This is a genomic window from Paraburkholderia sediminicola (genome assembly GCF_046026855.1).
Taxonomy (GTDB): Bacteria; Pseudomonadota; Gammaproteobacteria; order Burkholderiales; family Burkholderiaceae; genus Paraburkholderia; species Paraburkholderia sediminicola_A.
Map to the genome: position 1 here is coordinate 426,568 of NZ_JAQQET010000001.1, position 12,264 is coordinate 438,831.

General features: G+C 60.2%; 12 protein-coding genes. 7 read left to right on the top strand and 5 right to left on the bottom strand.

Features of this window, described 5'->3' with window-relative positions; genetic code table 11:
* Window positions 1-55 precede the first annotated feature (55 nt).
* Window positions 56-964, top strand: coding sequence for a LysR family transcriptional regulator (locus PQR40_RS01870; protein WP_408508301.1), 909 nt, complete (start codon window positions 56-58; stop codon window positions 962-964).
* Here the strand turns inward: PQR40_RS01870 and PQR40_RS01875 are convergent.
* Window positions 961-2,712 (bottom strand): IlvD/Edd family dehydratase, encoded by a 1,752-nt coding sequence (locus PQR40_RS01875; protein ID WP_408338914.1) that lies wholly within the window; start codon window positions 2,710-2,712, stop codon window positions 961-963. The two genes, PQR40_RS01870 and PQR40_RS01875, sit on opposite strands and share 4 nt — an antisense overlap.
* Window positions 2,713-2,734: 22 nt before the next feature.
* Between PQR40_RS01875 and PQR40_RS01880 the strand changes: the two genes are divergently transcribed.
* Window positions 2,735-2,935 carry a hypothetical protein gene (locus tag PQR40_RS01880; protein ID WP_408508302.1) on the top strand — a complete coding sequence of 67 codons (201 nt, stop codon included), beginning with the start codon at window positions 2,735-2,737 and terminating at the stop codon, window positions 2,933-2,935.
* A gap of 187 nt (window positions 2,936-3,122) precedes the next feature.
* On the opposite strand, the gene PQR40_RS01885 is transcribed toward PQR40_RS01880, so the two are convergent.
* Window positions 3,123-3,635 (bottom strand): MHYT domain-containing protein, encoded by a 513-nt coding sequence (locus PQR40_RS01885; protein ID WP_408508303.1) that lies wholly within the window; start codon window positions 3,633-3,635, stop codon window positions 3,123-3,125.
* Window positions 3,636-3,732: 97 nt separating this feature from the next.
* Here PQR40_RS01885 and PQR40_RS01890 point away from each other — a divergent pair, with 97 nt between their 5' ends.
* Window positions 3,733-4,140 carry a PPC domain-containing DNA-binding protein gene (locus tag PQR40_RS01890; RefSeq protein WP_408508304.1) on the top strand — a complete coding sequence of 136 codons (408 nt, stop codon included), beginning with the start codon at window positions 3,733-3,735 and terminating at the stop codon, window positions 4,138-4,140.
* Between the two features lie 242 nt (window positions 4,141-4,382).
* On the opposite strand, the gene PQR40_RS01895 is transcribed toward PQR40_RS01890, so the two are convergent.
* Window positions 4,383-5,546 carry a serine hydrolase domain-containing protein gene (locus PQR40_RS01895; RefSeq protein ID WP_408508305.1) on the bottom strand — a complete coding sequence of 388 codons (1,164 nt, stop codon included), beginning with the start codon at window positions 5,544-5,546 and terminating at the stop codon, window positions 4,383-4,385.
* 577 nt (window positions 5,547-6,123) lie between these two features.
* Here PQR40_RS01895 and PQR40_RS01900 point away from each other — a divergent pair.
* The 4 genes from PQR40_RS01900 to PQR40_RS01915 all read left to right on the top strand — a co-directional run bounded on the left by PQR40_RS01900 (window position 6,124) and on the right by PQR40_RS01915 (window position 10,304).
* Window positions 6,124-7,209, top strand: coding sequence for a helix-turn-helix domain-containing protein (locus PQR40_RS01900; RefSeq protein WP_408508306.1), 1,086 nt, complete (start codon window positions 6,124-6,126; stop codon window positions 7,207-7,209).
* Between the two features lie 167 nt (window positions 7,210-7,376).
* Entirely contained in the window at window positions 7,377-7,823 is a 447-nt protein-coding gene (locus tag PQR40_RS01905) for an SRPBCC family protein (protein ID WP_408227700.1), read from the top strand.
* Between the two features lie 520 nt (window positions 7,824-8,343).
* Window positions 8,344-9,801, top strand: a complete 1,458-nt coding sequence (locus tag PQR40_RS01910; RefSeq protein ID WP_408227697.1) for an NCS1 family nucleobase:cation symporter-1 — start codon at window positions 8,344-8,346, stop codon at window positions 9,799-9,801.
* Window positions 9,802-9,920: 119 nt separating this feature from the next.
* Window positions 9,921-10,304, top strand: coding sequence for a hypothetical protein (locus PQR40_RS01915; RefSeq protein ID WP_408227694.1), 384 nt, complete (start codon window positions 9,921-9,923; stop codon window positions 10,302-10,304).
* 46 nt (window positions 10,305-10,350) lie between these two features.
* Here PQR40_RS01915 and PQR40_RS01920 read toward each other — a convergent pair whose 3' ends face one another.
* Together PQR40_RS01920 and PQR40_RS01925 are read right to left on the bottom strand one after the other, a co-directional pair.
* Window positions 10,351-10,803 (bottom strand): hypothetical protein, encoded by a 453-nt coding sequence (locus PQR40_RS01920; protein ID WP_408508307.1) that lies wholly within the window; start codon window positions 10,801-10,803, stop codon window positions 10,351-10,353.
* A gap of 77 nt (window positions 10,804-10,880) precedes the next feature.
* The gene (locus PQR40_RS01925) at window positions 10,881-12,179 is read right to left on the bottom strand and encodes an L-fuconate dehydratase (protein WP_408227688.1); all 1,299 of its coding nucleotides are present in this window, start codon (window positions 12,177-12,179) and stop codon (window positions 10,881-10,883) included.
* Window positions 12,180-12,264 lie beyond the last annotated feature (85 nt).

A 12,264-nucleotide genomic window follows, 5' to 3' on the forward strand; every position in this document is an offset into this window, starting at 1 on the left:
TTTAGACCATAAAATATTTTTTGTTTGAGGGATCTTCATCAGTTAAGCTAAAACGATGAATACCGACTATCTGGAAAGCTTTGTGGCGGCCGTCGATTGCGGCTCGCTAGCAGAAGCGGCGCGCCGCCTCGACGTGACGGCGGCCGCGCTGGCAGCGCGCGTGCATGCGCTGGAAGTGGACCTCGATATGCAGCTTCTCAAGCGTGCCGGCCGGGTGGTCAAGGCAACAGAAGCCGGCCTCAAGATTCTCGAGCCGGCGCGCGCGCTGTTGCGCGACGAGCGTAATTTGCGTGTTATCGCGAGCGACGGCGCGCGGGTCGGCGAGTTGCGGCTCGGCGCCTTCGTTTCCGCCCTCACCAACGTCCTGCCGCCGGTGCTCAAAAACCTCTATGCGCGCTATCCGGAGTTGGCTTTGTTCATCACCCCTGGGGCATCCGTCGAGCTATGCCGCAAGGTAGGCAGCGGCGAGCTTGACGCGGCGGTGGTAGTCGAGCCGCAGTTCGCCATTCGCAAGACCTGCGAATGGCGTCCCTTCCTGGATGAGCCGCTGGTAGTCGTGGCTCCAGCCACCATGGCCGGTCGCGACGCGCACGAGGTGCTGCGCAACGAGCCGTTCATTCGCTACGAACGCTCGGTGCTCGGCGGTCAGTTGGCCGATCGCTACCTGCGCGATCATCAGATCTATCCCCATCAGCGGCTTGAGATCGATGGACTATTAGCGATCGCCGCGCTGGTCGACCAGGGCATTGGCGTATCGCTGCTGCCGGACTGGGTATCGCTCTGGTCGAGTGGCATGTCGCTGGCGCGGCTGCCGTTGCCGGGCCGCGCTCCAGTACGGCGCAGTGGCTTGATCTGGGCCAGCAATGGGCCTCACGCGGCCTTGGCTCGCGATTTTTTCCAGGAAGCACAGGCGATTTTCGGAACCGCCAAGCCCATGCCTCGCGGTGCGGCACGCAGCCGCTAGCCCTTCGGCGTCGTGTCGTGAATCCTGGCGGCACGCAAGAAATCGAAATCGACACCCTTGTCGGCCTGCAGCACTGTGTCGAGGAACAGTTTCCGATACCCGCGTTCGGCTGTCGGCACCTCTACCGGCGCGGCAGCCGCGCGGCGTGCCAGTTCGGAGTCCGATACGAGCAGCGTGATTTCTCGGGCGGCTACGCTGAGCCGGATACGATCGCCGTTTTGAACGTAGGCTAGCGGGCCCCCAATGGCCGCCTCAGGCGTCACGTGCAGCACGATGGTGCCGAAGGCGGTGCCGCTCATGCGCCCGTCGGAAATGCGCACGATGTCTTTGACACCAGCGCGCGCCAGCTTTTTCGGAATCGGAATATAACCGGCCTCCGGCATCCCCGGCGCGCCTTTCGGACCGATGTTTTTCAGTACCAGAATATCGTCCGCCGTAACGTCGAGGTCGTCCGAGTCGATGCGTTCGGCCATATCCTGACCGTTCTCGAACACCACCGCGCGTCCCTCGTGCTGCATGAGTTTGGCATCGGCGGCAGATTGCTTGATGATCGCGCCGCCAGGTGCGAGGTTGCCTTGCAAGACGGCAATGCCGCCTTGCGGATAGATCGGGTCGGCGATTGTGCGCACCACGTCCTGTTCGAAGCCAGGACCGGCCAATTCGATCTCTTCGCCCAGGGTACGCCCGGTGACGGTCATCGCGTCGAGCTTGAGCAGCGGCTTGAGTTCACGCAGCAACGTCGCCATGCCGCCGGCGTGGTGGAAATCTTCCATGTAATGCTGGCCGGACGGTTTCAGGTCCAGCAACACCGGAGTTTCGCGACCCATGCGGTCCAGTGCCTTCAGATCGACATCCAGTCCCATGCGTCCCGCAATCGCTGTCAGGTGCACGATGCCGTTGGTCGAACCGCCAATCGCAAGTAACACGCGGATGGCGTTCTCGAATGCATCGGCGGTCAGGATCTTGTCGATTGTCAGCCCGCTGCGTGCCATCTGCACCGCCTGGGCGCCGGTCTCCTCGGCGATGCGGATGCGATCGGCCGTCACGGCCGGCGGCGATGCGCCGCCCGGTACCGTCATCCCCAGTGCTTCGGCCACGCAAGCCATGGTGCTGGCGGTGCCCATCACCGAGCAGGTGCCGACACTCGCCACCAGTTGGTTGTTCACGGCGGCAATTTCCGCGCTATCGATTTCGTCGGCACGGAATTTACCCCAATAGCGGCGGCAATCGGTACACGCGCCGACGCGCTCGCCGCGATGCGAGCCGGTCAGCATGGAGCCTGTAATCAGCTGGATGGCGGGAATATTCGCCGATGCAGCGCCCATCAACTGCGCCGGCACGGTCTTGTCGCAGCCTCCGATCAGCACGACCGCGTCCATCGGTTGAGCGCGGATCATCTCCTCGGTATCCATCGACATCAGGTTGCGCAGGTACATGCTGGTCGGCTGCGAAAAACTCTCATGGATGGAAATGGTCGGGAAATCCATCGGCAAGCCGCCAGCCAGCATCACCCCGCGCTTGACCGCCTCGATCAATTGCGGCGCGTTGCCGTGGCACGGGTTGTAGGCGCTGCCGGTGTTGGAAATGCCGACTACCGGTCGATCCAATGCTTCGTCGGTATAGCCCGCGCCTTTGATGAAAGCTTTGCGCAAGAACAGGGAGAAGCCGCTGTCACCATAGTTGGTGAGACCCTTACGGATCCCGGTGGCCGGTGCGGCGAGCGAATCTTCTGGTTTAGTCTTGGACATGGAGAAACCCGGCATAAGATGAATGAAAAAGGGGCACGGCAAGTGCGGGCAGCGGGGCTGCGCACATGCCTTGCGGGACAGCGTTCACATTCATTATGGAAAATGCGGGACAACAAAAAAACCCGTTTTTGATATCTTCAAACAACAAAAAATTTTCTATCCGGCATGGGTGGCGCAACACCTTCTGGTCGATGCAGGTCCACGATCAACAGTAGGCGAATAGGAAGAAAAGGTGAGAACTCCCGGTCGCACAAAAAGCGCTGTCGCGCGCGGCACAACCGTGGGGTCGAACCGCCGTCAACTGCCCGGGTCGTACGAGGTGGCCGGCGTCGCGAGCGCGGCTTGGCGAGGGGTTGAAACTGATCCATCGTCAGTCCGTTCCGTCGGTGTTCTACGATTGGGCAGACCGGTCAATGTATCGGACCTCGCACGCGATCGATCTGATCATTGAGACGGGCGACCGAATTGGCGAGAAACGCGACCCTGGCATCGAGGCGGGAAAGAAGCAGCGTCACGATAAGAATCGCAAACGCAAACGGAATGACGGCGGCAGCGAGCCATTGAGGCTTAATGCCATTCGCTGCACCGCAAATCGATCCAACGGGGAAATTCGCCGCGGCCATGCCGGTGTAATGCATACCTGCAATGGCAACGCCCATGACACAGGCCGCACCAACGCGCTTGGGCATCACATGGTTCTGATCCGCTCCGCGGAGTGTGTTTGCGACCCACAGTGCCGAGGTGGAAGCCGCAATTGCAATCAGAATTGACCCAGCAAAGATAGTTGGCGCGTAGCGAATCGCGGGGTTCATCAGCATCGCCGCCATCCCCATGTAATGCATGCCGGCGATACCCAAGCCCATCATCGCCCTGCACTGTTCTCGAAGCTGGGTTGATTTTAGAGCAAGTTGCCTGATTGTCACCCCGACGGCGCCTGTTATGCGCGAAAGCTGACGCGTAATTGTGGCCGGGCTCAATTCGCCTTAACCTGTCACCAGGCCCTCAACCAGGAAGCGCGCGATGCAAGCACATCCTTTGCGTCTTTTTCCCGGCGACGATTTGCGTGTCGCCCTCGAAGACGTGCTGCGTCAGGTCAAGGTGCAGGCGGCCTTCGTGATCCAGGGCATTGGGAGCCTCAGCGTTGCCCAATTGCGATTTGCCGGGGACGAAGATCCAACGGAGTTGCGCGACGATCTGGAAATCCTGACGCTCGCGGGGTCCCTATCATCCGATGGAGCGCATCTGCACATGTCGGTTGCCGACTCGCGCGGTCGAGTATTCGGCGGTCACGTGGGACGCGGTTGCACGGTCCGTACAACTGCGGAGATATTGCTGGCGCTTCTTCCCGAACATCGTTTCTCCCGGGAGCGCGACTTCCACTCGGGGTTCATGGAACTGGTGATACGAAATGAACCACGCATGGAGTAGGCTCAACGGATACGTCTGGACAGCGTTACGCCCGGTGCGAGTTGGTAAAATCGCATGCTTCTAATTTGCTCGGCGGTTTCAAAATGAGGTTCGACTGTTGACGAAGTGCAATGCGTCGTCGGGTGCTCTGGTGTCCTGCATGGCCGAATCTGGGCCGATGCTGAACTTCCGTGTTCACGTCGCCAGATTACGAAGAACGAAAGGCCGACTGAACGGCCCACTATGCGCCGGATGCCGAGCTGTCAGGGCGCTATGACGTCTGCGACCTTTCCAGGTTCAGGACCGATACCGGTTGCGTTTTCGGCGGACTCGGCCAGCCACACCAGTCTCTCCATTTTCAGTTGTCCCATGCGCTTCGAGGTCCGCCGCGAATCGACCAGATTCACAACTACGAGATCGAGCGACGGCACCACAACCGCATACTGGCCCAAATGACCATCGGCCCAGTAAGCAGGCCTTAGGAGTGCCACTTTCTGGCCACGAGATCCGCTCACCGGCGTGCTGGTCCACCACATATATCCGTACCCGCCGGTCGACGTGTCGGAATACGAATGCGTTGATTCAGCGACCCATTCCAACGGAACGATCTGCCGGTCGCGCCAACGACCATTGTGCAGATAGAGCAGCGCGAAACGTGCAAAATCTCGCGCGCTCAAGTTGAACGGATAGGCAGGGTACCGCGTGGCGAGGCCGCCCGACACATAGTGACCGTCTGACGATCGATAGTCCTGCATACCAATTGGGGCAGCGATCTCCGTCTCCAGCGCCTTGAAAATGCTTTCGCCGGTTGCCTTCTCGTAGATCGCGCCGACCGTATTGAAGTCCCAGTTGTTGTAGTACCAGAATGTGCCCGGCGGATGGCTGTAGCGCGGAGGCCTGGACGCTTCCATCCCCGATGTCTCGTACACGGTGGGGTGATAAACCCCTGAGCGTGCCTCCAGCAACATGCGCACAGTGGCCTGCTTTTCCGTCGGCGAAAGTGAGGGTTCGTAGTCATCGATGCCGAGTTGCGCCAGCGTATCGTCGAGGTGCACCTGGCCGCGTGCGACTGCGATGCCGATCAGCGCACTCGCGAAACTCTTGCGTGCCGAGTGGAGGTTGGATTTCCTCGACACATCGCCCCATTCGGCCACGACCAGCCCGTCATGGACGATCATGCCGGATGTCGAGCCTTGCTGTTTCGCGTAGGCAACGGCGCGGTCGATACCCTCCTGTGAAAAACCCTGCGTAGCCGGTGCAGCCTGCGTCCACTCAGCGCCTGGAAACGGCGACTGCGGACTGTAGTCGCCAAGCGCGGATGCGGATGCCGGTTCCGGTGCCCGATTCGATGCACATGCGGCGAGCGTCAAAACAAAGCCGGCTGCTGCAAACCCACGTGCCGGAGACCTGAAGATGTTATTTTCCATTGCTTCGTTTCATATCCCGGGTTGTGTGGATTGCTGATGTTTGGCGAGAAAGTCAAATTGACGACGATTTTTACATCGACCTCCACGGGTCGAAACCGGCCCGCCCTGCCCGTTGCGCTGCCCCTGGTCCTCCCGGTTGTTGGTCTAAATACCACCAATATTATTCTCATGCCTGACCGGTTAAATCCAGGACTCATAGCGGACACTCAGCGGAAGACCGTAGCCCTCCTCCGCTGCGAGCGTGAAGGCGCGAGCTAAGGCTCTGGCGAATGGCTTGATCGACATGGGTATAGATCATCGGTCGACCCGGCGCACTTTGAGGAACGATCTCCATGCGTGCTCTCCTGCTGTTGTCTCTCGCGGTCATTTTTCGTCGTCCGCCCGCGACGGCTCAAGCAACACGTGTGGTCGTCGACTACTGAAACGACAGATTATCCAGCGAGTCGTCCTCTGTACGCTACGACAAAAACAAGTACTGATATGCTTGGCCACCTACACTAGCGCGCTCCAGGCGGGCTAGTGGCTCAACATAAAGTTCAGCCGCACGGGGCGGATCAAAACTGGATGAAAATCAGCGATGAACACTGCTTTGAACAACGACCCGCTACATACTGCCATACCGCCTGGCCGCTTGTTGTTGCCGCCGAAGCCCCCGACGCTTGCGCCCGGCATCGTGCATAGCAATTTCAGCGTTCAGGGCGACGCCCGTCAAAGCTTCCTGGCCTGGCAGGAGCGTATGAGTCCTGTCTACGATATACAGCCCCCGTCAAAACGAGCCGAGGATACGTTCGACGCATCCCTGTCCCGTTACACGATCGACAATCTGAGCCTCTTCGACTTCCGTACCGGGCCGAACCTGGCCGTGCGATCGTTGGGGCGGGTTTCGACCGAAAGCGTTCGCGACATCAGCTTCAACGTATTCCTTGAAGGGCGACCAGGGGAATTCCTGGGCGGCAAGTCGGGGCTCGACGCGCCGCACCTGCCACAAGTGCCCAGTATCCTTGCGCTGGACATGGATCAGCCGTGCACAGTCCGGAGTTTTCATGGTCGGATACTGCTCCTTTTCGTGCCACGCGCCCTGGTGGAAAGGTCGTTCCCTGATGCCGCTTCGCTGCATGGCCGTTGGGTCCACGCCACCACCCCTTTGACACGCATGCTGATCGAGCATCTGGTGGCGCTAAAGCGGCAAATCGTCGGACTGAGCAAGGAGGAAGCACACCAGTCCTGTCTCACCGCGGTAGAACTACTCGTCGCAGCGTTCAGCCGTCAAGCGGGTCTTTCCGGCAACGGCCGCGCGGCGGTACGTGCTGCTGTTTATGGACAGGTGCGGCGGCATGTCGAGACCCACCTGCACGATCCGGATTTGTCGCCTGACAGTATGTTGGCATCGCTGCATCTCTCGCGCGCCAGCGTGTACCGCATATTCGAGCACGAAGGTGGCCTGGCCGCCTACATCCGCAGCCGCAGGCTACGAATGGCGGCCGACGAGTTGGTGCGCTTTCCGCAGATGGAGGTACAGGACATTGCCTCCGGGCTGGGTTTCAACGATGCGTCGACCTTTACGCGCGCATTCCGTCGCGCCTTCGACATTGCGCCGTCGGAATTGCACGAGTACGCGCCGCTGCTCCAGCGCGGCCATGCAAGTGCGGAGCGCTTCACATAGACAGGCAATGTGTGTGGCCACTTGTCCTTTGCACGGCATCTGATATCGACAGCCGGAGAAACCTATCGGTGCCTACGGGTTTTTCCTGGTCTCAACCTATGTCGATACTGGCATCGTCTAGTCGTCGTAAGGGTATGTCCAACTTCTCCACGAAAGGCGAGCACACCATGACTACCGGAACAGTCCATCTGCAACGCGTCTTGCGCGCGACTCCCGAACGCATCTATCGGGCCTTCCTCGAACCCGACGCAATAGCGAAATGGCTTCCTCCCTACGGGTTCACCTGTCAGGTCCACCACATGGAAGCCCACGTTGGTGGCACTCACAAGATGTCCTTCCGTAACTTCGGCACCGGCAACAGCCACTCGTTCGGCGGCGAGTACATCGAACTGGTGCCGTTCGAGAAGATTCGCTACTCGGACCGATTCGACGACGCTAACCTGCCCGGCCAGATGCACGTCACCGTCTCATTGCGGCAGGTGTCCTGCGGAACCGAGCTCACCATCGTGCAAGAGGGCATACCCGAGGTCATCCCTGTGGAGATGTGCTACCTCGGCTGGCAGGAGTCGCTTGTTCAACTGGCAATGCTGGTCGAGCCCGTCATCCCTGGCTGACAACGCCGGCACCAGCATCTACGCCTCTGCCTGAGGTGCCGCACGTCAGCCATTATCGACATACCTCACACGAAGGAAAGGGCGACGGTCCACGATCGGCGCCTTCAATACGTCCACCCTGTCGCGCCGTAATCATGGTGCGATTCGCACATTCGCACCCGCCGAAGTCACGACAAAACGCCCCCCGCCAAACCCAGATTCGACGGGACGTCAGCGTGTCGCGTTGCAAAACACCATCCAGCCGCGTAACGACCTGTTGTAGTTTTTTTGCTCGGGCAATAATAACTTCGCCGGATGGTCGTGTGGATTACAACGGTGACTTTGCGATGGCGCCCATTGTGCGTCGTAGCAGACGCCTGGTTCGCGCCAGCACACATCTCGATCAGGGTTAACCCATCGAAACGATGCGGCGCAGCACGTACAGTTTTTGCATACCAGTTGTCCTCAAACGCGGGAGCATCTCCACCCAGGAGTGTCCAGCGGTGTTTCCTCAGTTCCACGAACTCAAAGGAGATGACAGATGGAAATCCGCGATCCTTCCCCCGGCCTCTACAACGAAGATCTCGCGCCCGCCAGGCAACGCAACTGGGGGGCCTTCAGCATCTTCAACGTGTGGACCTCGGATGTGCACAGCCTGTGGGGTTACTACCTCGCCGCCAGCCTGTTCCTGCTGTGCGGCAGCTTTATCAACTTCGTGCTGGCAATCGGGCTCGGCTCGCTGGTGATCTTCGCGCTCATGAACCTGATCGGGTACGCGGGCGAGAAGACCGGCGTGCCTTACCCGGTGCTGGCGCGCGCCTCCTTTGGTGTGTGGGGCGCCAACCTGGCGGCACTGGTGCGCGCGGTGGTGGCCTGCTTCTGGTACGGCGCGCAGACGGCAGCCGCTTCCAGCGCGATGGTCGCGCTGCTGATCCGCAGCGACAGCCTGATGGCATTCCACAAGGGCACGCAGTTCCTCGGCCACTCGGGGCTGGAAGTGATCTGCTACGTGATTATCTGGGCGCTGCAATTACTCATCATCCAGAAGGGCATGGAGACGGTGCGCAAATTCCAGGACTGGGCCGGGCCGGCAGTGTGGGTCGCGATGCTGATCCTGGCGATCGGTTTGTGCGTCAAGGCCGGCGGTTTCTCTTTCACTAGTGGCATTCCAATGAATGTGCTGCTCGATAAGACCAGCGACGCCGGCGTCAGCGGCGAGCCCGGCTCGTTCTGGGCGTTGATGGCAGTGGGCGCAACCTGGATCACCTACTTCGCGGCGCTCTACCTGAATTTTTGCGATTTCTCGCGCTACGCGAAAAACCGCGATGCAGTGAAGAAAGGAAATCTGTGGGGCTTGCCGGTCAACCTGATCGCGTTCTCGCTGGTCGCCGGCGTCACGACCATCGCTGCCTTCAAGGTGTACGGCGAAGTGCTGCTCCACCCCGAACAGATCTCGGCCAAGTTCGACAGCTGGGTGCTGGCGCTCATCGCGGCGCTGACCTTTGCGGTCGCCACGCTGGGCATTAACGTGGTGGCCAATTTCGTCTCGGCGGCGTTCGACATCTCCAACACGTTTCCCAAGCGGATCAGCTTCAAGAAGGGCGGCTACATCGCCGCTGCCATCGCGCTGGTGCTCTACCCGTTCGCGCCGTGGGAAGGCAACGCTGCGCACTTCGTCAACGCCATCGGCGCCACGATGGGCCCGCTGCTGGGGATCATTCTGGTGGACTACTACCTGGTGGCCAAAGGCAACATCAACGTCGCGGCGCTCTATCAGGAGTACGGCGAGTACCGCTACGAAGGCGGCTGGAACGTCAACGCGCTGGTCTCCGCGGCCGTCGGCAGCGTGTTTTCGACCTTCCTGCCTAACTTCACCAACCTGCTGCCGGTCTGGTGGAATACCTATGGGTGGTTCTTCGGCGTGGCGATCGGCGGCGGCATGTACCTGATCATGGCGACGCTGCGCCCGCGTGCCGCGATCGCGCCGACCGGCGCTTGAGGTATCTCCGGGGAGCGGATCAGGGTGACAAAGGCGCGTAGAACAGGCACGGCAACAATCCGATGGCTGGACGTCCGCGGTCATGCTAGGATTTCCTGCAAACAACTCCGGAGACTGGTATGCCGTTCATCTGCGAAAACGTTGAATGCCGCGCCGTGCTGGCCCGCGGGCAGGTCAAATCCATTCACGAGAACGAGGGATGGTGCTTCTACTGTCCAGACTGCAAAACAAGGAACGCGTTAAACGATACCGGCGTGCCGGGTGGTCCTGTTGAGTTGATCCAGCCGGAGAGATCCGATCTCCCACACAAAGTCATTGCAACGGCTCGACCCTTGGAGGACGGCAGGTATGCGGCGCAATTACGCGTGCAAAGGGCGCTCGGTATGAAAGGGACTTACGCGGTCGAAGAAAATTGGGAACAACTCGGTGTATTCCCAGACCCGCACGAGGCCGTCGCGCATGCGAAGTCCATTGCGGCAGACTTGCTGGACCGCAAGGCATAGTCCCGCACGGAGCGCCGGCTCAGCCGTGCGCTCCATGCGTGAATCTTTAAGCTTCGGCAGGAGCGAGCTTGACGAATAATCGGGCCGCTTCGTTGCCGTGAGACAAAGCGCGCAGTGCAAGGGAGAGCGCTAGCTGCGCGTCGTGGGCGACTGCGCTGCGGTCCTGATCGAAGAGCTTGACCGCGTGGCGCATATGCTGCGCCGCCTGATCGTGAAGCTCCGCTGCCGCTGTGTGATGTTTTGCCGCTTCGCTGCTGGTGCCTGGACCGGTTGATGCAGGCGTTGCCTGTGGTGTACTGGCGCTGTGTGCACCCGCAGCGTGTGCCTGATCGATCGAGTGTAACGTGTGGCCGTGAGCCACCATCGCCTGGTGTGCGGCATGGGCATAGTCTTTACCGGCCTCGAAATGCCGCGCCGCCCCGCGGTGATATTGCGCTGCCTGCTCGTGATGTGACGCCGCGGCTTCAAGATGTTCTTTTTTGCTGTGCTTCGTACTCATACCGGCTCCTGTAAAACTGTTGGACTTACTCCGATGATGATTTGCGCATCATCCGGTGCAGGCGAAATCAACCGCACTTAAACCCGCCATGCCGGCCCATCAGGAAAGTCATACTGATCGAGCGACGCCGCATGCATTTCAATGCTGTAGCCAGAACGTTGCGGCGGCATATAACGGCCATTCCGGATCACGACAGGATCGACAAAATGTTCATGCAGATGATCCACGTATTCGAGCACCCGGTTTTCTAGCGACGCCGACACGCAGATATAGTCAAAAAGCGAAATGTGCTGCACGTACTCGCACAAACCGACGCCGCCCGCGTGCGGGCACACGGGCACGCCGAACTTCGCCGCCATCAGCAGGACGACGATTACCTCGTTCAGACCGCCCAGACGGCAGCTATCGACCTGACAGAAGTCGATTGCATGCGCCTGCAGCAACTGCTTGAACATCACGCGGTTATGGCAGTGCTCGCCCGTCGCCACGCCGATTGGATGAATCCGCTGGCGGATGGCCGCATGGCCGAGAATGTCGTCGGGACTCGTGGGTTCCTCGATCCACCACGGATCGAATTGCGCCAGGCGCCGCATATTCGCAACCGCTTCATCGACATCCCACACCTGGTTCGCATCCATCATCAGCTTGCGGTTCTCGCCGATTTCTTCACGCAGAATCCGGGCTCGGCGCATATCTTCTTCGAGATTGCCGCCCACCTTCTGCTTGAAATGCGTCCAGCCTTGCGCGACGCCTTCACGGGCGAGCCGGCGGATCTTGTCGTCGTCGTAGCCGAGCCAGCCGGCCGAAGTCGTGTAGGCCGGATAGCCGTGCGCGAGCATGTCCTTTTCGCGCTCGCCCCGGGTCTTCGCATGGCGGTGCAACATGGCGATCGCTTCTTGCGGCGTGATCGCGTCGGTCACATAGCGGAAGTCGAGACAACGCACCAGTTCTTCGGGGCTCATGTCGACGAGCAGCTTCCACACCGGCTTGTCTTCCGCTTTTGCCCACAGGTCCCAGACCGCATTCACCACAGCCGCCGTCGCCAGATGAATGGCGCCCTTGTCCGGGCCGATCCAGCGCAGCTGGCTGTCTGACGTCAGCGTGCGCCAGAAAGCGCCCATGTTCGCTGCGATATCCTCGAGCGTTTTGCCGACGACGAGGGCGCTAAGCGCGTGTACCGCACTCACGCATATCTCGTTGCCGCGTCCGATGGTGAACGTGAGGCCGTGGCCTGTCAGCGCCTGCGGCGAATCGGTTTCGAGCGTCACATAGGTGGCGGAATAATCCGGCGCGGCGTTCATGGCATCGGAGCCGTCGAGTGAACGCGAGGTAGGAAACCGGATGTCCCGGACAGACAGCTTGGTGATTGTGGGCATTGAACCCTCTCCTCTACGACAGCTATCGACTTCTGCCTATCAGCAAAGAGGGTCGTGGCATCGAAAAACGCCGCGACCCTTCCTC